Source organism: Romboutsia lituseburensis DSM 797 (genome assembly GCF_900103615.1).
Classification (GTDB): domain Bacteria; phylum Bacillota; class Clostridia; order Peptostreptococcales; family Peptostreptococcaceae; genus Romboutsia_F; species Romboutsia_F lituseburensis.
On record NZ_FNGW01000012.1, the window covers coordinates 47,172 to 67,799 of the forward strand.

The window sequence follows — 20,628 nt, forward strand, 5'->3', positions numbered from 1 at the left end:
TTCTATTGAGGGAGTATTTTATTGAAACCAAGGATTCAGAGTTGACTATTACCATTCTGGCAAAGAATTATTATTAGAAACATGCAGAAAATACAGTATTTCTTTAAATTCAGTACTTTGTAGGTGAATTAAAGTTATTAAAGTTGTATAATTAGGATAAAAAATGAGTTATCAAAGTGAATGATAACTTGAATAAAAAAGGACATAATAAGTTAGATTCTTTAAATAATATAAAAGGGGGATTAACATGAAAATTTCGAAAAAAATACTGAGTTTAGTAATTATAAGTTTAATATCTGTCTCAATCTTTGGTTGTAGCAAGACTAAAGAGGATAAAATTAAAAGCAACTCCGAAAAATATAATATTTATGAAATCAAAGATGTAAAAAGTTCTGATCAAGGGATAACTCAAACTATAGAAGAGGTCGGTGTATTTAATAATATGACTGATGCATCTAAGAAATATACAATTTGTAAAGATGTTTTAAATAATGAAAACAAAGGTAAAGTAACTGTAGTTGTTAAATTTAAAGTAGAAAATAATAACGATTTTGCAATTACTAATTATACATCAGTAAGACCTTTTGTTACAAATACTGGAGAAGTTGGCGATTTGATAGAAGATGGTACATATGACGTGGACATAGATGCAAAACAAAGTAGTGAAGGATATGCAGTGTTTAATTTAGTTAAAACAAAGGTAGATGAATTAAATAATTTAAAAATGTGGTGGATTGTAAGTCATAACAATGGAACTGAGAGTTATGATGATGACTATTGTAATGACAATAAGTTTAATATAGAGTTAAAATAAATGCATTTAATTATAAAGAAATACTATGTAGTTAGCAATATAATTTGATATTAATTGAAATAAAATGAGGAGCATGAGTTCTTCATTTTATTTTTTATTTGTAAAAAATTAATATATCTGATATATAATAACTTTATATATCAGATATAAAGAGGTGAGGCTACATGGCTAAAATTGATAATATGATGTCTATACTATGGATGTTAAACTCAGATAAAAAAGTTACAGCAAAGCAAATATCTGAAAAACTAGAAATAAATATAAGAACTGTTTATAGGTATATTGATTCACTTTCTGCCAGTGGAGTACCTATAATCTCAGACACAGGTCATAATGGTGGGTATACACTTTTGAATAATTTTATTAAAGCACCTCTTTTTTTCGATATAGAAGAGCAAACTGCTTTACTTCATGCAGCTATATTTGCTAAAGAAAAGGGCTATTTCTTAGATGAAGCATTAGATAAAGCAACATCAAAGTTAAAAATGCATTCAAATCAAAAACAAGAAGAAGTTTTAACAAGGCATTTAATAGGCTTTGAAGTAATAAAACCTATTGGAAAAATATCCATAGAATCTGTACTTAAAAAGTTGGAAAATAGTATAGCAAATGAGTTATCTATAGAAATCAATTATCGTACAGGTCGCGAAGAAAAATCAAAATCTAGGATTATAAATCCATATGGAATTGTTCATTGGAATAATAATTGGTACATAGTAGCATTTTGTCAAATGAGAAATGAGATTCGTAGCTTTAGAGTAGATAGAATTAGTAGTGTCATAGAAACAGTAAACGCATTTAATAGACCAAAGGAATTTTCAGCAAGTGAATTTTTCATAAGAGGAATCATGACTGAAATAAGAGATGAGGATAATCTTATACCATTAGTTATAGAAGGAAGTATAAATGCATTAGATAACTTATGTCAGCATTGGTTTTTAGGATATTACTTGAAAGAAAGAACTCCAAATAAAGTAATATTTAAACTTCAAGAAGAAGTGATATGTACATATATACCAAATATACTTTTACCTTATAGAAAATCGATACAAATAATTGAACCATTAAGTCTTAGAAAGAAAATAGTTGAAAATTTAGTTGAATTAATTAATCATTATCAAATTTAATAACTTAACTGACTGAATATGTCAGTTAAGTTATTTTACAATTAGGTATATTAATTAACCATATAAGGAGTAAAAAGATGAAAAATAGAAAAGTGTATATGTATGTATTTGATACTATGTCAGATTGGGAAGTAGGATATTTAACTGCTGAATTAAATACAGGAAGATATTTCAAAAAAGGATTAAAACCACTAAAAGTAACTACAGTAGGAATTGATAAAAATCCTATTATAACAATGGGGGGATTGAAAGTTTTACCTGAGATTACAATAGATGAGTTTAATATGGAAAGTAATGATGTATTAATTTTACCAGGAGGGGATACTTGGACATCGATAGATCATGAGATAATATTAGAAAAAACTAAAGAGGCTTTGGTACAAGGGTCTGTAGTTGCAGCTATTTGTGGTGCTACTTTAGGGCTAGCTAAAAAAGGGTTACTAGATTTTAGAAATCATACTAGTAATGATTTAGAATTTCTTAAAATGGTAATACCAAGTTATAATGGAGAAAAATATTATAAAATAGAATCTGTAGTTAGTGATGAAAATTTAATTACTGCTTCAGGAATTGCACCATTAGAATTTACGATACACGTCTTAAAAGTTTTAGATGTCTTTAAAGAAGAAGCATTAAGTTCTTGGATAAATCTTTATAAAACTAATGATTCAAAATATTTTTTTGAATTAATGAATTGCAACAAATAATACTACTTATGAGTAAAACATTGAAAATACTTATTTTAATATTAAACTTATAACAATGATATAATAAGAAAAAATGAATTAGGAGGAATAAAAATGGATATAAGACACGAATCACCTTCAGCTAAGCAATATATCGATTTAAGAATAAAAGCTAATATGGGCGCAAAAAAATTATCAAACGTTGAATGTGCTCTAGAAAATTCCATTTTTGTAGTTTCGGTGTGGGAAGGCAGCCAATTAATTGGGTTTGGAAGAATCGTAGGAGATAGAGGAATAAGCTATGTTGTTTCTGACATAATGGTAGACTCAGAGTATCAAGGAAAAGGCATAGGAAAAGCTATTATGAAAGAAATTGATGATTATTTAGAATTAAATACAGATGAAGATGCGTATACTATTTTACTTGCTAAAAAGCCTGCGGATAAATTATATACTAAATTTAATTTTAAATATGCAGAACCAAAATCTTGTGGTATGAAAAGAAAATAAGTAGTAAGAATTACAGCACATTTTGATACATCAACACCACAAGCGATGCTATTTTTACAGATGCTAGGTAGCTTTGCAGAGTTTGAGCATGCTGTTATTAATGAAAGAACTAGAAATGGAAGAGCTGCAATATTCTATCCTAAAACAATGCCTAGGTAAAACCTAGGCATTATTTTATTTATTAATATATGTTTAATACATTTAAATAAGATTCTTAAAACAAAGGCTTTACTTAGAATTTACTTACAAATTTAGACTTTAATAACAGTATTATATATGTTATTAAAGATATCCATCCAATTAAAGCACTATACTTTAAAATAGCATTTCCCATAATTACAGGTTTATAATCTATACCTACATAAAAAGTAGCAATATTTTTTTTCTTTTTATTAAAAACATCTCCCGTTATATGTGTTGAGATTATATCTGTGTCTGCATTTGATTTATTTTTATATGTATATAGAGTATTTTTATAATCAGTTGTATATATCTCTAAAGAAAGAACATTTTTATAATTTTGGTTTAACAATTTTTGCAATTCAGTTGAGTATGAATTTGAATTTTTTATATCATGATTTTCAGATATTGTCTGTAAATCTATTGCTAATCTAGCTCTAGTATCATACACGTCATTAAAAGAGTATTGTGTATAATAAAGTGCTATTAAATAGATGATTAAAGAGCATATAGAGATATTTCTAAATACATTTCTATATTTTTTATCAAATTTTTTTAATGGCTTAATATCTTTTTTATTAATTTCTAATGTTTCTATATTTATATCCTGATTCATATTGTCTAATTCTGATTTACATTTACTACAAGTTATTATATGATTTTCAATTTCTTTATTACTTTCATCACTTGTAAGATTATCTATATAGCTTGGTAAAAGATCTTTTATTATTTCACATTTCATTTTTACACGCCCTTTCCTATTTTTTGTTTGGCTCTATAAAAAGTAACTCTAGCCCAGTTTTCATTTTTATTAAATAGTTCTCCAATTTCTCTAAATGAGAACGCTCCTGTAATCCGAAGTAAAACTACTTCTTTTGAGATTTGATCTAATTTATAGACTTTTTTTATAAGTTCCATTTTTCGTTCTTTTAAACAGATTTTTTCTTCTATACAAATATTATTAGATACAATCTCTTCACTTAATTCAGATGTTTCTTTTCTCTTTTTTCTATCGATTTCTTGATACCAAATATGCTTTGCAATTTGACACAACCAGGTTGATACTTTGCAAGTACCGTCGTATCTATTAGAGGATTTTATTGCACGATAAAATGTCTCTTGTGTAAGCTCTTCTGCCAGATTTTCTTCTTTACAAAGAACCATTAAGTATTTAAAAACCATTTGTGCATGTTCTTCATATATGCAGTCCATTTCATGCACAGCATCACCTCCTTCAAACATATATCCGAAAAAAACTTATTTCGTTACAGAAAATTTATATTTTGTTAAAAATTTATATCTTAATGGTTATATTACTTATTTTTTAAAATTATCATTGTAGTAAAATTTAATCAATACATATTGTCTTAGTGGGTATATTTTAGATATGAATAGTTATTTCATAATAATTGATTGGTTTTCTTTTTTATCTATATAATGTAGACATAGAATTTTTTATATCGTCTATGCGTTGACATAAATTTATATAATGGGATATTATAGTTTAGTACAAAACATTTTATTATAAAAAGGAGTGTATTTATGCCAACCAAAAATAAACTTAAACTTGGTCTTGATATTGGTAAAATCAATCATATAATATCAAGAAAGGTAGATGCAGCTGTTATAAAAGCCATAGATGATAACTTAACTGTTGCCCAAGCTTATACTATAGATTTTATTATCTTAGAAGGTGAAGACAAGGATATTTTTCAAAAAGATTTAGAAAAAGGACTTGATCTTAAACGTTGTTCTATAAGCCTTATGCTAAATAACATGGAGAAAAATGGTTTAATCCAAAGAGTTCCTGTTGCAGAGGATGCTCGTTTGAAGAAAATAGTATTAACAGATAAATCACATAAGCTTTACGAAAAAATTTCTACAGCAATTAACTCAGTTGAAGATAGATTAATCAAAGAAATAACTGAAGATGAATTAAAAGTATTTTATAAAGTACTTGATAAAATAAGAAATAACTTAGATTAACCGTTAATAATTTAGAGCGGTTTTATCTTTATATATGTTGTTTTGTGCAAAACTTAAATTTCAAAAAGGAGATTGATATATGAACAAAGTATCTAATTTTACGGAAGGCAAAATCTTTTCACCATTATTAAAATTTGTTATTCCAATATTAATGGCACTATTTTTGCAGGCTATGTACGGTGCTGTAGATTTACTTATAGTTGGTCAATTTGGTAATGCGGCTGATGTATCTTCAGTATCAACAGGAAGCCAAGTCATGATGGGTGTAACTTCTATGATTACAGGCCTTACTATGGGTATCACTATATTAATTGGTCAAAAACTAGGTGAGGGTAAAAGAGAAGAAGCAGGAAATGTTGTAGGTAGTGGTATTTCAATATTTGCTATTATATCTATAATTTTAACTGTATTGGTTGTTACTTTTGCATCATCTATTGCAACTTTTATGCACGCACCAACTGAAGCTTTTGATAGCACAGTATCTTATATAAAAATCTGTGCTATGGGATCAGTATTTGTAATTTCTTATAATGTTATTGGTGGTGTATTTAGAGGGATTGGAGATTCTAAAACTCCTCTTATCACAGTTGGAATAGCCTGTGTTGTTAATATAATTGGAGATTTAGTATTTGTAGGTATTTTTAAAATGGCTGCAATTGGTGCTGCGTATGCTACTGTAATGGCTCAATCCACTAGTGTAATTTTATCATTACTATTAATAAAAAAACGTGGACTTCCGTTTGATTTTTCATTAAAAAGTATAAAGTTCCATAAAAATTTAACTACTCAAATTATTAAATTTGGTGCACCAATAGCTCTACAAGATGTCCTTGTAAATTTATCATTCTTGGTAATTATGATGATTGGTAACTCTATGGGGGTTGTTGCTTCAGCTGGTATAGGTGTTGCAGAAAAACTTGTTGGTTTTATAATGTTAATACCAATGGCTTTTGCTCAGGCTGTATCTGCATTTGTTGCGCAAAACTATGGTGCTAAGAAATATAATAGATCTAAGAGAGTTTTAATATATTCTATACTCGCATCTTTATGTTGTGGTATTGTAATGTTTTATATTACTTTCTTCCATGGTAATTTATTATCAGGTATTTTCTCTAAGGATGAGGCTGTTATTTTAGCTGCTTGGGATTATATGAAAGCTTACGGTATTGATTGCTTATTTACTGCTATCATGTTTAGTATGGTTGGATATTTCAATGGTTGTGGTAGAACTACTTTTGTTATGATTCAAGGGATTATAGGTGCATTCTGTGTTAGAATCCCTGTGTCATTTATAATGAGCAAGCTAGAGCCAGTTTCATTATTTAATGTTGGTCTTGCTACTCCAATGTCTACTTTTGTTCAGATTATTTTATGTATATCTTACTTTGTTTATTTATCTAATAAATTATCAAAAGAAGATACATGTCTAGAAGTTAAAGAACAAGTTCAAGTTTAGATATAACAACTTAAAGATATTGACATTTATAAAATCAATTAGGTATACTCACGAGTAAATAGAAATATTGAAGGAGACTTAAAATGAATTCTAATTTAAAAAAGTTTTTAATAGTTTGTGTTATAGTAATTTTCTTTGCTATATTGGATTTCTGTTATACACGCAAACCATCAGAATTACCTAGATTTTTGTTAAAATTAATGTATACCTAAAAATTTTATTTAGATTATAAGCTTTATAATCTAAATAAAATAGATGTGTGTGGGGGGAATATGGATTTAAAGAAAGCAATAGATTTATTTTATGTAGATGAAATATATGATATTTATTGGATAACTGAAAATACTTTAGGTGAAATATCTAGTGAAGATGATTTTTATATAAACAATACATACTTTTATTTATTAAACCTTTATTACTTACATCTAGATAAGAAAAATTACAAAGAAGTTGCGTATTTATCTTATCTAATATCTTATTACTTATTTATAATAGAGACACCATTTGGATCAGAATTAATTGCACAAAAGTATGCAGAATATGCTATAAAATATGATGATTGCAAAAAATATAGAGAGTGGCTAATATACGTAAAACAAGGCAATTGATAATATATACTGATAAATAACTGTATTTTATGTATTATATAGATAACTATAAATTTTTAAGGGGGAACTTGGTATGAATACAGCAACATTTTTAGAAATATTAACAGTAGCAGAAAAATTAAAATGTAATACTAGACACTCATGGACGTCAAGTGGACGACATGAAAGTGTAGCAGAACATAGCTGGCGTATTGCATTAATGGCATTATTAATGCGTGATGAATTTCCAGATATTGATATGGATAAGGTAATTCGTATGTGTTTAATTCATGATTTAGGTGAAGCCTTTACAGGTGATATTCCTACTTTCGAAAAGAAAGAAGAAGATAGTGAAAAAGAGGATGAGATATTTTTTAAGTGGATTTCAACTTTCCCTGCTCCTTATCGTGATGAATTTACAGATCTTTTAAAGGAAATGAATGAACGTCAGACTGATGAAGCAAAGCTTTACAAAGCATTAGACAATTTAGAAGCAGTTATTCAGCATAATGAGGCAGATATTAGTACTTGGATTCCATTAGAATATGACTTACAGTTTACTTACGGTTCGGACAAGGTTGAATTCTCATCTTATTTAAAAGATTTGAAGAAAGAAATAGATCAAAAAACTACAGAAAAAATAGCTCAAACGAATAAAGCTTAGTTATTTAAAATGTATCTTTTGATACGTATCGAATTGAAACTATAAAGCTTAGTATAAGTACAAACTATTATAATTCAAATATTACTAAATTACATAATAAAATGTAAAAAAGCTACACATCCCAATGTACATTAGGTGTGTAGCTTTCTCATTTGAGCAACGGGCTCTGATGTTGGCGACATTAAATAATTTCGCAACACATCGCTCGAGCTCTTATAATTTAAAAAACTAGAATTTAAGTATCTGAGTTTTTATCATATCGTTTAAACAAAATTAAGTCAATTCCAATATTTACCTATTAATTAAAGATGCCTTTTTATAAACCGTATATTTATATTGAGTTTTATTAAAAAGGGGGATGAAAGTATGAATATTTCAAGTAGAGTTAGTAACAGCTTATTTGGAAGTTACAATAGTAGCTCTTTAAGAAAAATACAAATCAATACTTCTAATCATAGTGAAAATATAGACAGATCATTAAAAGAGTTGAAAGCCATTAATAAGGGGAAAATCTTAGCTAGAGAAAACTTAGATGCTACATACAATTCAAGTATAAATAAAAAATTTCAAGAGTCTTTAGAACACAAATTATCTCAGCTTAATGAAATGAAAGGTATGATTGAAAATAAAGATAAAGAAAATGATGTAATAGATGATTCAGTAAAAAATACTAAAGTTATTAGTTATATCAATAATTCAAGAGAAGTTAATGATAAAGAAGAAACATTACTTAGTGAAAATGAACAAATTAGTATCCAAGACATAAACAAGAAAATAGCTGAAACTAACAGTGAGCTAAAAGAGGTTAGAGTTTTAGGCAAAGAGTTAAGTCAACAGTCTGAAATTATTGATGAGAAAATATCTACGTTTAAAAAGATATATGGTAATGACATTTTTAAAAAGGCAGAAAAAGAAGCAGTTTTAAAGCAGGTTTATGATACTCGCAATAACCCATTTATTAAAGAATTAAAAAATACTCTTAATGAAATTATAGAACTAGAAACACAATTAAAAGATAAATTAAATCAAGATCAACAAAAATATAAAAAGGAAATATAAAAACTACATTACAATATTTTTATAATCATTAAACAAATAATAGCTAGAATTATTCACAATAGTTCTAGCTATTTTAAGGTTATATAGGTTACCCCTTCAATGTTATAAGTAAGATAATCATATATCTAATTGTAAGTGATTATTTTTACTCGTTATACTTTAAATCAATTCTTTTATATTCAAATACTAATTAAAATAGATAGTAAACATAAATAATTCGGAAAGGTTTTAGAAAGATTCAGCTATTAAAATAAGCTTATCAAATAACGAAGGAAGGAAAAATGATATGAGCGAGGTTTTAAAAGTTGATAATTTAACTAAAAAACGTGGAGATAAAATAGTAGTTGATAATTTAAGTTTTAGTGTTAATAAGGGAGATATATTTGGTTTTTTAGGTCCTAATGGAGCAGGAAAAAGTACAACTATGAAAATGATATTAAAGTTAATAAAAAAAGACAGCGGAAAAATATATATTGATGGATTTGATATAGATACAAATTTTAAAGATGCAATAAAAAATGTATCAGCAATAATAGAAAATCCTGCAATATACCTTGATTTAACAGCTTATGACAATTTAAAGATTGTTAAAAACTTTAGTGATTCATACAGTGTAAGTTATGATATCGAAGATGTTTTAGAAATAGTTGGATTAAAAGGAAGAGAGTATGAAAAAGTTAAGAGCTATTCATTAGGAATGAAGCAGCGACTATCAATTGCTATGGCGCTTATAAAAAATCCTAAGATTATATTATTAGACGAGCCTACAAATGGATTAGATCCTAAAGGTATTATAGAAATGAGAGAATTAATAAAAGAATTATCTCAAAAACACAATAAAACTATAATTATATCTTCACATATTTTACATGAAATAGAAATGATGTGTAATAGAGTTGTAATTATAAACAAAGGAAAGCAAATATTAGAATCTGATATAGCAAGTATAACTAATAAAAATGACTTATTCTTTATTAGAACTTCAGATATTGATAAGGCAATTAAAATCTTAAACGATAAAAAATATGCAAAGTTACACAAGATACAAAACAAAGGTATCACAGTGCAATCAAGTGAATCAAGCATAGCTTTACTATCTAAGGAATTTATAAAAAATGATATATCTATATATGAAATTTCATCAAATAACAAGTCACTAGAAGATATATTTATAGAAATTACAGGGGGCAAATAACATGATAAATATAATTAAAAATGAATTTATAAGCACCAAAAAAAGTGTATTAATCATATTTAATGCCTTAATAGTAGCAACTATTGCTTTTGCATATTTTGCGGGTGCAAAATTAGGTGGAGTAAATATATTTACTGAATCTGATATAGTAGATTTATTTTTTAAATCAACAGTAAATATACTAGCACCATTTGTAGTTGTACTAGTGTCAAAGGTTATAACAGAAGAATTTAACAATGGTGGTATGAAAATCTATCTTATAAATCCAATAAGTAGAAATGAAATTTTAATAGGTAAATCAATATTTATCTTTATAAATGTACTGATAAGCATGGCAATACAGCTACTATTAAGCCTTATAGCTGTTTGTGTCTTACTCCAAATACCTAGTTTAGGTTTTGTTGTTGATACAACTCTTAAATATTTAGTTACACTTATACCCGTAATAGGACTGATCTTAATATTTACTATACCTGGATTTTTAATGAATACATCAAGAAATGCAATATCAGGTGGATTTGTATTAATAGCTGCATTTAATATAGTGGCTTCATTTTATGAAAAATTAAATCCATATAGCATAATGTATGTAATGAAAAATATTGCACTTTCAAATCAAGGTTTAATAAACAATAGTTTAATAAGTCTTGGATATATAGTAATAGGATTTATAATTTCAAGCTACGTATTCTCTAATAAGGAGATTAACTAATTGAATAATTTTTATCAAATTTAACATAAATATACGAAAACATGAAAAAATATAAAGGAGATCAACTATGAAATACTATATGAAATCTAAGGTTTTTAAACTTAAGGAAGACTTTTGGATAAAAGATACAGATGGTAATGATATATTCTTTGTAGACAATAAATTAATATCACTAGGTTTACAATTTAATATTCAAAAAGACAATAAGATATTATATGAAATAAAGCAAAAAATGTCATTAAAGCCTAAGTATGAGGTTATAAAAGATTCTGAGGTAATAGCATCTATAAATAAAAAATTGACCTTTATCAAAGATAAAATAAAGGTAGATAGTAAATATGGAGAGTTATTGATAAACGGAAATTTATTTGATCGTAATTATAATATTTATAAAGATGATAAGCAAATAGCATCTATAAAGAAAGAAGTCTTTGCACTTACTGATAACTATAGTATCGACATAGACTTTGAAGATGAAGCATTTGTACTTTCATTAGTAGTCATAATCGATGACATAAGAGACAAGCACTAAGACATAAGTTAGAGACTATAAAATTATAGTCTCTAACTTATATTTAAATACATAGGAGGATTTAAATGTATAATATTTTAGTTATAGATGATGAAAAAGAGATAGTCGACTTGGTAGAATTGTATTTTAGAAACACAGATTATAATATATTTAAAGCTTACGATGGAATTGAAGCAATTAATATTATAGCTAAAAACAAAATACATTTAGCTATAGTTGACATAATGCTTCCAAATTTAAACGGATATTCAGTTATATCCCATATAAGAAATAGCTTGAATCTACCTATAATAGTGATTTCAGCTAAGGTTGAGGGATATGATAAAATACTCGCTCTAGATTTGGGCGCTGATGATTATGTTACTAAGCCATTTGATCCATTAGAGCTAATAGCTAGAGTTAATGCTCAAATAAGAAGAGAATATGGATATTCTGGTTCTTATGAAAATACAAATAATTTAATAGAAATTGGTGATTTAAAGTTAGATACGGATGCATGCAAACTAACAAAAAATAATCAAGAGATACAACTTACATCAACTGAGTTTAAAATAATTGAACTTTTTATGAAAAATCCAAATAAAGTTTTTACTAAGAAAAATTTATTTGAATCGGTATGGGATGAGATGTATATAGCTGAGGATAATGCAATAATGGTTCAAATAAGTAAGATAAGGGATAAAATTGAGGACAATAGCAAAGATCCTATATATATAAAAACGGTAAGAGGCATAGGATATAAATTTGAAAGGAAATAATATGAATCTAAAAAAAGGGAATAGCTTATATAGTATCTTTATAATCAATTCTATAGTAGCTGTAATTATATTTATATTAGGAATAGTTATATTTTTTAACTTGATTTTCTTTAAGATTAATAAAATAATCGATGATAAAGACTTACAACTTCATGATAGTAAGATAAATTATTTATTTATGAAAAATTATAATGATTTAAATATATCTAAAATATTATCAGAAGGTGGATGGATAGAGGAAATAAAAGACGGGGAAGTTGTTAGTGTACAAGGTGTAAAAAAGGATAAGAAAAATAAGTACGAAATAGAAGATTTTATAAATGAAGAAAGCAAACATAAAAAATATGAAACTAGAATGTATAAACAAGGTGATAAGCTATATATTGTAAAAATTCCAAACTATGAAGAAAAGCTTGTTAATAAAATTTATGCAAACCAAAATGGTAAGATATATATAATAATGAGTTTAATTTTTACTACAATCGTAGTTTCAGTTATGTTTTTAATAGTAGCAATTATATCTATAAGGAAAATATCTAAGCCACTTAAAATACTAGAAAATGAAATAATTAAAATGAGTGAAGGTTATTCAAATATATCAGTAAACTATAACTCTTATAAAGAGTTTAACAGAATAAAAGAAGCCTTTAATAGTACTGTTAGTAAGCTAGAAAAATCTGAAAAAGAAAAAAATATGGCTCAAGACAGTAAAAAAAGAATGATAAGAGATATATCACATGATTTAAAAACACCTATAACATCTATATTAGGCTACTCTAAAGCTATGTTAGATGACGTAGTGACTGATGAAAATGATAAAAAAACATATCTAAGTTATATATATAATAAAACTAAAAGGATTAATTATTTAGTAGATGAATTATTTATTTTTTCTAAATTAGATAGCCCAGGATATACTCTAAACTTAGAGAAACAAGATATTTGCGAGTTTCTAAGAGAATTAGTAGCTCTATATTATATAGATATAGAAGAAAACAACTTTTTATTAGATATAGATATACCTGAAGAAAGTATGTATTCTATGATAGATACTAAAGAATTAGAGAGAGCATTAGGAAATATAATTACTAATTCAATAAAATATAATAAATCAGGAACTAAAATTTCTATAGGTTTGATTAAAGAAGTTGATAATGTATGCATAGTTATAGAGGATAACGGAATTGGAATATCAGAAGATGTAATAGAAAAGATATTTGATGAATTTGTCAGGGCTGATGAATCTAGAAAGACAGATGGAGGAAGTGGTCTAGGTCTTTCTATTACTAAAAAGATTATTAAACTCCATGATGGAGATATTAAGATATGTAGCGAGGTCGGTATATGTACAAGATTTGATATAAGACTTAGAAGAATATAGGTTTATATCAAAGGAATCTAGGGTAAATATATATTAATTTTAAACCTAGATTCTTTTGATATCATACCATATCATATATAATAAATAAAAAAAGTTATAAAAGTATTTGACAAAGATAATACTAGGATATATAATAAGTTTATATATTGATTGAGTTCAATTAAATTTATATAAATCAATTGGAGTTAATATGGATAAATACGATAAAATAAAACTAGATAATCAAGTATGTTTTTCACTATATGCTTTATCAAGAGAAATAATTAAATTATATAAGCCATTACTCGATAGACATAACTTAACATATACACAATATATAGCTATGCTAGTAATGTGGGAAGAAGAAAAAATTATATTTAAAGAGTTAGGTAAGAGATTGCATCTAGATTCTGGAACACTTACACCTGTTGTTAAGAAGTTAGAATCTATGGAATTAGTGACAAAATACAGAAACAAAGAAGACGATAGACTAGTTACAGTGGAGCTAACTGAAAAAGGTAAATCATTAAAAGAAGAAGTCCTAGATGTACCAGAAAAAATGTATCAAATCTGTGGGGGCAATGATTTAAATTTACTTTCTTTGAAAAAGCAGTTAGATAGTTTACTACAAATATTAGATTAATAATATAATTACTGTATACTTTAAAGTTAAAATCAGTAATGGTTTTAACTTTAAAATATACCATAATCAATTGAATAAAATTAAATTTACATAAATCGAATTTAGAGAGGAAATATTAATATGAAATTTTATGATTTTAAAGCAAGAAAAATAAATGGTCAAGAAGTAAATATGGAAGATTTTAAAGGAAAAATAGTGGTAGTAGTAAATACAGCAAGTAAATGTGGGTTAACACCACAATTTAAAGAGTTAGAAGAGCTATATCAAGGGTATAAAGATAAAGGTGTTGAAATATTAGGATTCCCTTGCAATCAGTTTGCAAAACAAGATTCTGGTAGCAATGAAGAGATACATGAGTTTTGTCAATTAAACTATGGTGTTAGCTTTAATATGTTTGAGAAAATAGATGTAAATGGAAAAAATGCACATCCTTTATATCAATATTTAAAAAATGAATCTAAAGGATTATTAAGTAAAGAAATAAAATGGAATTTCACTAAGTTTTTAATAGACGATCAAGGAAATGTTGTAAAAAGATACGCACCAACAGTATCACCATTAAAAATAAAAAATGATATAGAGGATATACTAAATAAATAATGACTTAAGACAAAAGGAGATGTTATCATGAACGAAAGATACGACATAGCAATTATAGGTAGTGGACCTGCAGGTTTATCAGCAGCTCTTAATGCAAGTATAAGAAATAAAAAATTTATTGTTTTCGGAACTAAAGAAATAAGTAATAAGTTAGTAAAAGCTCATAAAGTAAATAATTATTTAGGATTCTATGGAAAAAGCGGAAAAGAAATAAGAGATGAATTTGCTAAGCATTTAGAAGAAATGAATATAGAGATAACAGAAGAAAAAATAAATAACATATATGCAATGGGAGAATACTTCTCACTAATGGCTAACGATAAAGTTTATGAGGCAACAACTATAATCTTAGCTACAGGAGTTAACTTTGGAAAGTTACTTAAAGGAGAAGAAGAGTTCTTAGGAAAAGGAGTTGGATATTGTGCAACTTGCGACGCTCCTTTATACAGAGACAAGGTCGTAACAATAGTAGCATATAACAAACATGAAGAAGCAGAGGCTAACTTTATAGCATCAATCGCATCTAAGGTATACTATGTACCTATGTATAAAGAAGAAGTAGAAGTCGATTCTTCAATTGAGATAGTAAATGATATACCTTTAGAAATAAAAGGTGAAACTTTAGTAAGCAAATTAGTACTTAAAAATAGAGAAATAGAAACAGATGGAATATTCATACTTAGAGATAGTATTTCTCCAGGTCAGTTAGTACCAGGATTAGAACTAGATGGAAGTCACGTAGAAGTAGACAGATCTATGAAGACAAATATAGAAGGATGCTTTGCAGCAGGAGATATTGTTGGAGCACCATATCAATATATAAAAGCAGCAGGTGAAGGTAATATAGCAGCTTTATCAGCAGTTGCATATTTAGATAAACAAAAAAGAAAAAGCGCATAGGCATAGGAGGAAATAAAATGGCAAAGATAGTTAATTCAGAAGAGTTCAGAAGTAATGTAAATGAAGGGTTAGTAGTAGTAGATTTTTTCGCAACTTGGTGTGGACCTTGTAAGATGTTAGCTCCAGTATTTGAGGAATTATCATCAGAAATGGATGGAAAAGCTACATTCTTAAAAGTTGATGTTGATCAATGTGGTGATATAGCTAGAGAATATAGTATATCAACTATACCAACAATGATAATATTTAAAAATGGTGAAAAACAAGAAACTATGGTTGGTTTCTTACCAAAGGAATCAATAAAATCTAATATAGAAAAATACTTATAATAGCTTAATTTTATATATTAACTAAAAAACACCAATGAATTATTTTATTCATTGGTGTTTTTAGATTCAAGCTCATTACTAAATATTTCATAACTCCCCAGAAATCCTTCAAATATTAATGATGTTGTTTCAGAATCTTTTTCTAAAACAAAACATCTACCTAGCTGATCCACAGTGTATCCATCATATTCCATATGATTTTTAAAGTCATCGACACTCCTACTCATATAGCGTAATGGTTTATCTGAAAACTTTATAACATTATCATCACTGGTCTCTAGTTGAATAAGAGCTTTCAAAGGTATAAAAGGATTTTTAATTTTAGAAGAGTAGGAAACTAAGCCCAAAAATAAAATACTAATAATAAATAGTGGTACGGTAAACCTTAAAATCTTTTTCATCAAATCCTTTTTTCCTAACTTATTTTTATATACTACGTTTATTTACTTTGTTTGATTTGATTTTTATCCAATCAATCACTATTAAAATAATTGCTAATACATTAGCAGTATAACTTATATATCCAAATATACCTGTATTATCTCTATAATAAAATATTCTTATAAGATTAACTATCGATAAAATTATCAATCCAACGATAATTATTTTTGGTACTTTTTTATTATGACTTTTTTCCATATTGCTCCTCCAAATAAATCACTGCCTAATTTTATATCTAATTATTTAGAATTATTTTTAGTATTTTTAACTATTTTGCATAAAAATTCACTCGAACAGCAAAGAAGTTTATATCCTAAAAATAGTATAAAAATCAAAAATATAGTATTAAATACTTGAAAAAATAATTCTATTGTAACTCCAATCATGATACTTACTCCTTCCTTATTATAATTTTAAACCTGCATATTACTATACATAACATAAGTAGTTTTTTACAGTTAGTATTTCTATTGATCATTTAATAATCTAATTCTAGAACCTTTTTTATAATTAGAAATCATTTTAAGTGATGAGAATATAAAAACTATAACTCCAATTATCATAAATAAATAATTTATAGACTCATCTGCAAAAAGATACTCTGGCATTATTACTAATCCACATAAATTATATATCATATGTAAAATAATATTCCCCATCATAGAACCGCAGTATACGTATATTAAGGCAAGTGCTATACCTCCTATAAAAGTATAAATACCTTGAACAATATTTCCATGTGAAATTCCGAAAAATAATGCTTGTAAGAAAATTGCTCCTATCAAACTATAATAACGCTTTAAAAATTTAAATATCATTCCTCTAAATATTATCTCTTCACATATAGGAATGAATACTACACTACAAATCAAATTAATTATTGAATCATTTTGAGAAAGCATTTTATTGCTTATTTCCGTATAACTAGGGAATATACTATCTAATAAAATTGTTAAAATCGATAAGATTACACTGAATCCGAATCCAAATAAGGCTATATAGTATACATTTTTTATACTGATTTTTTTAAAATCATCTTTACTTATTAAGTATTTATAACTTGTTGAAAAATAATATAGTAAAGAAAACATAATTAAATAAGATAAACTTATTGATATCAATGTAGACTTTATAGGATTCTTAAAAAAGATACAAGTGAATAGTATTGAAATTCCAGAGCTAAAAATATTTAAAATTATTAAATTTATAATAAACTTTAATGTACTTATAAAATTTTTCATGCATCTCTCTCCCTAATTTAAATAGCATTTCGTTTTTATCATACTATTTAATGATGTATAATTTCAAGCACTCTAGACTGAAACATATGAAATAGGGATTAAAATGATTTATAATTTATACTTTTTTTCTATTATCTTATTTTTTATAATTTCACAAACAATAAGAAATGAGCCTACTATCACTAAATTTTTAGTATTTGTTTCTATAAAGTTGCATTTAAATAGACTCAGTGCAGGTATTAATAAAATTAAATTTATAGTTCCTGATATAAAAAAAGCCTTATTTTTAATTTTCATAATAAACAATCTCCTAATTACCTATTTTTAATTTTTGGGACAACTAAATACGGTTAGAAATCAGCAACCTAATTTTAAATACATTGTAATTACTATTTTATAGTGATGTTTATTAATTTACAACGTTAAGTATATAGCTAATTTTTTTCACTATATTTAAAACCTTTGAGTATGAAAACAGAAAGGCAACCACATAGTAACAAAATTATAATACTTAATATCCGATTTTGGCAAGGAGTTTCATAGTAACCAGAAACCCCAAATACTGCAGAAATAGGATAGATTGTTTTTAGGGTATTTGACCTACACATAAATGTTCCTGCAAAAGAGTACATTTCAGTTAATACTAATGCAGTCCAATAGCCTTTTTTCATATATGATACTAAGGCAATAATAGGCGAGATAGCAAGGAATACTCCAACACCTTGAAGAAAATATATTTTCAAATGATCTAAAACCATTCCTACTGATAGATCTGAAAAATGTAATATTGCCTCAGTTAAAAATGCTATTGCAAATAGCAGCAAATAAATGAAAATGCTGAATAAAAAAGTAATACTCATTTTTGTAGCAATTAACTTTGTTTCATTTACAGGAATAAGTAGCAAAGATTTTATAGTATCATCATCTTCTTCACGACAAATTATATAACTTCCCAAAAGAGAAATAACTGCAGGAAGAACAAACAGTGTTGCCAAAGGCTGAGCCATATCCATATACCATCCTGCACTGTCTATATTCCGTGAACCATTGTATGTAAACCATCCAGATATAAAAACAATAGCAGCCACCATAACCGTTGCAAAAACTGCAATCCACACAATATTTAAACGTCGAATCTTTTGAATTTCAGCCCAAAGTAATTTACCCATTCTTTACACCTCACTTCTTTTTAATGCCATATTTGCAAAGAATACTGCAATAATATCCCAAACAAAAATACAAAGAAACGCTAATGGAACGTTAATTCCTTGTGGCCACATAATACCCGGTATATCGTTATTTCGCGCAACTATAACATTCATACTAGTTAAGGGGTGTATATACATATTTACAGACCATATGAATAATGCAAAAAATACATAAACCAGTGTAATACAAATCGGTAAAATGTATCCCTTTTGCGATGAGGCTATTGCTAAAATCGGCAACATTACAAAAGCAGTAAAAAAACCATACTCTAAACATTTTTGTAGTAAATATAATACACTTGACCATTCAAATGCTACATATCCCAAAAGTACACTAACCATAACGGAAGCTACAAATTCAATCAGCATAAAGCAAATGGAGTAAACTAAAACCACAAAAAATTTACTGAAAAAGTATCCTATTTTACTGATAGGAACAATCCAAAGTTGTTTGAGCGTATCATACTGATTTTCTTCGTGCATAAGCATGGTACTAAGTATCCCTAAAATAACAGGTAATATAATTAAAATAGTAAAATTGAATGCTGACCATCTGTAGTACTCTCTCGGGTCAACACCTTTATCTACAAAAAATAGTGCGAAAAACGGCATTATGAGAGCAGCTAACAACATGATCCAAATAATTTTCTTACGGCGTAGTTTAAGAAATTCGACTTGAATAAGGTTAAGCAATACCTTCACCTCCTGTAATTTTTTTGAAGTAGTCCTCTAATGTATCATGACACAGCATAGAACTAATAACAGTTATATTCTGCATTACAAGAGATTTATTAATTTTACCTATATCTAGAGTAGTGTCATAAAGTCGTAGGATCTGATCATCTTGAACAGAATAATCTTTAGTCTTAAATTCTCGTTCTAAAATCAATGTAGTCTTAGGAATATCTGAAACTTGCAACATGATATAGTTGCGATTTTTATTTTCTAGTTCCTTCATGCTACTTTCTTCTAAAAGAATACCTTTATCAATAATTCCAATATCATCAGCTAATAATGAGATTTCCGAAAGAATGTGACTTGAAATAAGGATTGTTTTTCCATGCTCAACACTCAAATTTTTAATAAAGTCTCTCATTTCTGCAATACCAATAGGATCAAGACCATTTGTAGGTTCATCCAGAATCAGTAGTTCAGGATCATGCATAATAGCATTAGCAATGCCAAGACGTTGCTTCATTCCAAGTGAATACTTACCAAATAACTTTTTGTCTTTATAAGGCAATCCTACAACTTTTAATGCATTTTCAACTGCATTTGGAGCAGATGTGCCACGTAGTTTTGCAAAAATCTCTAAGTTTTCCGTTCCTGTTAAGTTTGGATAAAACCCTGGTGTTTCAATCATAGCACCTATACGAGGGTATACTCGTTTCTCTCGACCTTTGATATTTTGTCCAAATACATCCACCTCTCCGCAAGTGATTGAAGTCAATCCTAAAATCATTTTCATAAGAGTGGTTTTTCCTGCTCCATTACGTCCTAGCAATCCATAAATCCTACCTTTTTTTACATGTAGGTTGACTGAATTGACTGCTACCTGCTCTCCATAATTTTTTGTTAGTTGTTTAGTTTCAATTATAAAATCATTCATATAATATCTCCTCCATTTCAATACCTTTGTT

28 protein-coding genes are annotated in these 20,628 nt (G+C 27.0%); 19 read left to right on the forward strand and 9 right to left on the reverse strand.

The features are described from left to right. Positions 1-247 precede the first annotated feature (247 nt). The 5 genes from BLP75_RS16030 (at position 248) to BLP75_RS16050 (ending at position 3,296) form a co-directional block, all read left to right on the forward strand. A complete protein-coding gene (locus tag BLP75_RS16030; protein ID WP_092727549.1) occupies positions 248-814 on the forward strand; it encodes a hypothetical protein in 567 nt (188 codons plus the stop codon). 164 nt (positions 815-978) lie between these two features. Beyond that, positions 979-1,941, forward strand: a complete 963-nt coding sequence (locus BLP75_RS16035; protein WP_092727550.1) for a helix-turn-helix transcriptional regulator — start codon at positions 979-981, stop codon at positions 1,939-1,941. 77 nt (positions 1,942-2,018) lie between these two features. Then, a complete protein-coding gene (locus tag BLP75_RS16040) occupies positions 2,019-2,648 on the forward strand; it encodes a type 1 glutamine amidotransferase family protein (protein ID WP_092727551.1) in 630 nt (209 codons plus the stop codon). Positions 2,649-2,741: 93 nt separating this feature from the next. After that, positions 2,742-3,137 carry a GNAT family N-acetyltransferase gene (locus tag BLP75_RS16045; protein ID WP_092727552.1) on the forward strand — a complete coding sequence of 132 codons (396 nt, stop codon included), beginning with the start codon at positions 2,742-2,744 and terminating at the stop codon, positions 3,135-3,137. 9 nt (positions 3,138-3,146) lie between these two features. After that, on the forward strand, positions 3,147-3,296 hold the full coding sequence (locus BLP75_RS16050) for a recombinase family protein (protein WP_278335061.1): 150 nt from the start codon (positions 3,147-3,149) through the stop codon (positions 3,294-3,296). 73 nt (positions 3,297-3,369) lie between these two features. On the opposite strand, the gene BLP75_RS16055 is transcribed toward BLP75_RS16050, so the two are convergent. Together BLP75_RS16055 and BLP75_RS16060 are read right to left on the reverse strand one after the other, a co-directional pair. Then, a complete protein-coding gene (locus tag BLP75_RS16055) occupies positions 3,370-4,059 on the reverse strand; it encodes a zf-HC2 domain-containing protein (protein ID WP_092727554.1) in 690 nt (229 codons plus the stop codon). A 2-nt stretch (positions 4,060-4,061) separates the two neighbouring features. After that, positions 4,062-4,529, reverse strand: coding sequence for an RNA polymerase sigma factor (locus tag BLP75_RS16060; protein ID WP_330385836.1), 468 nt, complete (start codon positions 4,527-4,529; stop codon positions 4,062-4,064). Positions 4,530-4,859: 330 nt separating this feature from the next. On the opposite strand from BLP75_RS16060, the gene BLP75_RS16065 reads away from it, so the two are divergent. The 14 genes from BLP75_RS16065 (at position 4,860) to trxA (ending at position 16,098) form a co-directional block, all read left to right on the forward strand. Then, complete coding sequence (locus BLP75_RS16065) at positions 4,860-5,303, forward strand: MarR family winged helix-turn-helix transcriptional regulator (protein WP_092727556.1); 444 nt, start codon at positions 4,860-4,862, stop codon at positions 5,301-5,303. A gap of 79 nt (positions 5,304-5,382) precedes the next feature. After that, the gene (locus tag BLP75_RS16070; RefSeq protein WP_092727557.1) at positions 5,383-6,759 is read left to right on the forward strand and encodes an MATE family efflux transporter; all 1,377 of its coding nucleotides are present in this window, start codon (positions 5,383-5,385) and stop codon (positions 6,757-6,759) included. Positions 6,760-7,031: 272 nt separating this feature from the next. Continuing rightward, the gene (locus BLP75_RS16075) at positions 7,032-7,367 is read left to right on the forward strand and encodes a hypothetical protein (protein ID WP_092727558.1); all 336 of its coding nucleotides are present in this window, start codon (positions 7,032-7,034) and stop codon (positions 7,365-7,367) included. Positions 7,368-7,440: 73 nt separating this feature from the next. After that, positions 7,441-8,010: an HD domain-containing protein gene (locus tag BLP75_RS16080; RefSeq protein WP_092727559.1), complete on the forward strand. Its 570-nt coding sequence runs from the start codon at positions 7,441-7,443 to the stop codon at positions 8,008-8,010. A gap of 366 nt (positions 8,011-8,376) precedes the next feature. After that, complete coding sequence (locus BLP75_RS16085; protein ID WP_092727560.1) at positions 8,377-9,069, forward strand: hypothetical protein; 693 nt, start codon at positions 8,377-8,379, stop codon at positions 9,067-9,069. 286 nt (positions 9,070-9,355) lie between these two features. Continuing rightward, positions 9,356-10,264: an ABC transporter ATP-binding protein gene (locus BLP75_RS16090; protein WP_092727561.1), complete on the forward strand. Its 909-nt coding sequence runs from the start codon at positions 9,356-9,358 to the stop codon at positions 10,262-10,264. Between the two features lies 1 nt (position 10,265). Next, complete coding sequence (locus BLP75_RS16095) at positions 10,266-10,976, forward strand: ABC transporter permease (RefSeq protein WP_092727562.1); 711 nt, start codon at positions 10,266-10,268, stop codon at positions 10,974-10,976. Positions 10,977-11,043: 67 nt separating this feature from the next. Further along, positions 11,044-11,508 (forward strand): LURP-one-related/scramblase family protein, encoded by a 465-nt coding sequence (locus tag BLP75_RS16100; RefSeq protein WP_092727563.1) that lies wholly within the window; start codon positions 11,044-11,046, stop codon positions 11,506-11,508. Between the two features lie 65 nt (positions 11,509-11,573). Then, positions 11,574-12,266 carry a response regulator transcription factor gene (locus tag BLP75_RS16105; RefSeq protein ID WP_092727564.1) on the forward strand — a complete coding sequence of 231 codons (693 nt, stop codon included), beginning with the start codon at positions 11,574-11,576 and terminating at the stop codon, positions 12,264-12,266. A gap of 1 nt (position 12,267) precedes the next feature. Further along, a complete protein-coding gene (locus tag BLP75_RS16110; RefSeq protein WP_139149856.1) occupies positions 12,268-13,647 on the forward strand; it encodes a sensor histidine kinase in 1,380 nt (459 codons plus the stop codon). Positions 13,648-13,837: 190 nt separating this feature from the next. Continuing rightward, positions 13,838-14,269, forward strand: a complete 432-nt coding sequence (locus tag BLP75_RS16115) for a MarR family winged helix-turn-helix transcriptional regulator (protein ID WP_092727566.1) — start codon at positions 13,838-13,840, stop codon at positions 14,267-14,269. A gap of 120 nt (positions 14,270-14,389) precedes the next feature. Further along, positions 14,390-14,869: a glutathione peroxidase gene (locus BLP75_RS16120; RefSeq protein WP_092727567.1), complete on the forward strand. Its 480-nt coding sequence runs from the start codon at positions 14,390-14,392 to the stop codon at positions 14,867-14,869. Between the two features lie 27 nt (positions 14,870-14,896). Further along, positions 14,897-15,769 (forward strand): NAD(P)/FAD-dependent oxidoreductase, encoded by an 873-nt coding sequence (locus BLP75_RS16125; protein WP_092727568.1) that lies wholly within the window; start codon positions 14,897-14,899, stop codon positions 15,767-15,769. Positions 15,770-15,786: 17 nt separating this feature from the next. After that, a complete protein-coding gene (gene trxA, locus BLP75_RS16130; RefSeq protein WP_092727569.1) occupies positions 15,787-16,098 on the forward strand; it encodes a thioredoxin in 312 nt (103 codons plus the stop codon). A 44-nt stretch (positions 16,099-16,142) separates the two neighbouring features. On the opposite strand, the gene BLP75_RS18230 is transcribed toward trxA, so the two are convergent. From BLP75_RS18230 to BLP75_RS16165, 7 genes are all read right to left on the reverse strand, one after another. Beyond that, positions 16,143-16,499 (reverse strand): hypothetical protein, encoded by a 357-nt coding sequence (locus BLP75_RS18230; RefSeq protein WP_092727570.1) that lies wholly within the window; start codon positions 16,497-16,499, stop codon positions 16,143-16,145. 25 nt (positions 16,500-16,524) lie between these two features. Then, on the reverse strand, positions 16,525-16,737 hold the full coding sequence (locus BLP75_RS16140) for a hypothetical protein (protein ID WP_092727571.1): 213 nt from the start codon (positions 16,735-16,737) through the stop codon (positions 16,525-16,527). 269 nt (positions 16,738-17,006) lie between these two features. Next, a complete protein-coding gene (locus BLP75_RS16145) occupies positions 17,007-17,780 on the reverse strand; it encodes a CPBP family intramembrane glutamic endopeptidase (RefSeq protein WP_092727572.1) in 774 nt (257 codons plus the stop codon). A 108-nt stretch (positions 17,781-17,888) separates the two neighbouring features. Then, positions 17,889-18,077: a hypothetical protein gene (locus BLP75_RS16150; RefSeq protein ID WP_092727573.1), complete on the reverse strand. Its 189-nt coding sequence runs from the start codon at positions 18,075-18,077 to the stop codon at positions 17,889-17,891. Between the two features lie 137 nt (positions 18,078-18,214). Continuing rightward, positions 18,215-18,949 (reverse strand): ABC transporter permease, encoded by a 735-nt coding sequence (locus BLP75_RS16155; protein ID WP_092727574.1) that lies wholly within the window; start codon positions 18,947-18,949, stop codon positions 18,215-18,217. Between the two features lie 3 nt (positions 18,950-18,952). Beyond that, positions 18,953-19,681 (reverse strand): ABC transporter permease, encoded by a 729-nt coding sequence (locus BLP75_RS16160; protein ID WP_092727575.1) that lies wholly within the window; start codon positions 19,679-19,681, stop codon positions 18,953-18,955. Further along, a complete protein-coding gene (locus tag BLP75_RS16165) occupies positions 19,674-20,597 on the reverse strand; it encodes an ABC transporter ATP-binding protein (RefSeq protein WP_092727576.1) in 924 nt (307 codons plus the stop codon). The genes BLP75_RS16160 and BLP75_RS16165 overlap by 8 nt, the downstream gene beginning before the upstream one ends. Positions 20,598-20,628: the final 31 nt, after the last annotated feature.

Bases quoted from the DNA above. Each gene is read 5' to 3' on its own strand.
- BLP75_RS16110 (WP_139149856.1), top strand. From the start codon at position 12,268: ATGAATCTAAAAAAAGGGAATAGCTTATATAGTATCTTTATAATCAAT.
- trxA (WP_092727569.1), top strand. From the start codon at position 15,787: ATGGCAAAGATAGTTAATTCAGAAGAGTTCAGAAGTAATGTAAATGAA.
- BLP75_RS16165 (WP_092727576.1), bottom strand. From the start codon at position 20,597: ATGAATGATTTTATAATTGAAACTAAACAACTAACAAAAAATTATGGA.
- BLP75_RS16115 (WP_092727566.1), top strand. From the start codon at position 13,838: ATGGATAAATACGATAAAATAAAACTAGATAATCAAGTATGTTTTTCA.
- BLP75_RS18230 (WP_092727570.1), bottom strand. From the start codon at position 16,499: ATGAAAAAGATTTTAAGGTTTACCGTACCACTATTTATTATTAGTATT.
- BLP75_RS16030 (WP_092727549.1), top strand. From the start codon at position 248: ATGAAAATTTCGAAAAAAATACTGAGTTTAGTAATTATAAGTTTAATA.
- BLP75_RS16120 (WP_092727567.1), top strand. From the start codon at position 14,390: ATGAAATTTTATGATTTTAAAGCAAGAAAAATAAATGGTCAAGAAGTA.
- BLP75_RS16075 (WP_092727558.1), top strand. From the start codon at position 7,032: ATGGATTTAAAGAAAGCAATAGATTTATTTTATGTAGATGAAATATAT.
- BLP75_RS16065 (WP_092727556.1), top strand. From the start codon at position 4,860: ATGCCAACCAAAAATAAACTTAAACTTGGTCTTGATATTGGTAAAATC.
- BLP75_RS16045 (WP_092727552.1), top strand. From the start codon at position 2,742: ATGGATATAAGACACGAATCACCTTCAGCTAAGCAATATATCGATTTA.
- BLP75_RS16035 (WP_092727550.1), top strand. From the start codon at position 979: ATGGCTAAAATTGATAATATGATGTCTATACTATGGATGTTAAACTCA.
- BLP75_RS16070 (WP_092727557.1), top strand. From the start codon at position 5,383: ATGAACAAAGTATCTAATTTTACGGAAGGCAAAATCTTTTCACCATTA.
- BLP75_RS16145 (WP_092727572.1), bottom strand. From the start codon at position 17,780: ATGAAAAATTTTATAAGTACATTAAAGTTTATTATAAATTTAATAATT.
- BLP75_RS16105 (WP_092727564.1), top strand. From the start codon at position 11,574: ATGTATAATATTTTAGTTATAGATGATGAAAAAGAGATAGTCGACTTG.
- BLP75_RS16085 (WP_092727560.1), top strand. From the start codon at position 8,377: ATGAATATTTCAAGTAGAGTTAGTAACAGCTTATTTGGAAGTTACAAT.
- BLP75_RS16060 (WP_330385836.1), bottom strand. From the start codon at position 4,529: ATGGACTGCATATATGAAGAACATGCACAAATGGTTTTTAAATACTTA.
- BLP75_RS16155 (WP_092727574.1), bottom strand. From the start codon at position 18,949: ATGGGTAAATTACTTTGGGCTGAAATTCAAAAGATTCGACGTTTAAAT.
- BLP75_RS16080 (WP_092727559.1), top strand. From the start codon at position 7,441: ATGAATACAGCAACATTTTTAGAAATATTAACAGTAGCAGAAAAATTA.
- BLP75_RS16140 (WP_092727571.1), bottom strand. From the start codon at position 16,737: ATGGAAAAAAGTCATAATAAAAAAGTACCAAAAATAATTATCGTTGGA.
- BLP75_RS16055 (WP_092727554.1), bottom strand. From the start codon at position 4,059: ATGAAATGTGAAATAATAAAAGATCTTTTACCAAGCTATATAGATAAT.
- BLP75_RS16090 (WP_092727561.1), top strand. From the start codon at position 9,356: ATGAGCGAGGTTTTAAAAGTTGATAATTTAACTAAAAAACGTGGAGAT.
- BLP75_RS16095 (WP_092727562.1), top strand. From the start codon at position 10,266: ATGATAAATATAATTAAAAATGAATTTATAAGCACCAAAAAAAGTGTA.
- BLP75_RS16100 (WP_092727563.1), top strand. From the start codon at position 11,044: ATGAAATACTATATGAAATCTAAGGTTTTTAAACTTAAGGAAGACTTT.
- BLP75_RS16150 (WP_092727573.1), bottom strand. From the start codon at position 18,077: ATGAAAATTAAAAATAAGGCTTTTTTTATATCAGGAACTATAAATTTA.
- BLP75_RS16040 (WP_092727551.1), top strand. From the start codon at position 2,019: ATGAAAAATAGAAAAGTGTATATGTATGTATTTGATACTATGTCAGAT.
- BLP75_RS16125 (WP_092727568.1), top strand. From the start codon at position 14,897: ATGAACGAAAGATACGACATAGCAATTATAGGTAGTGGACCTGCAGGT.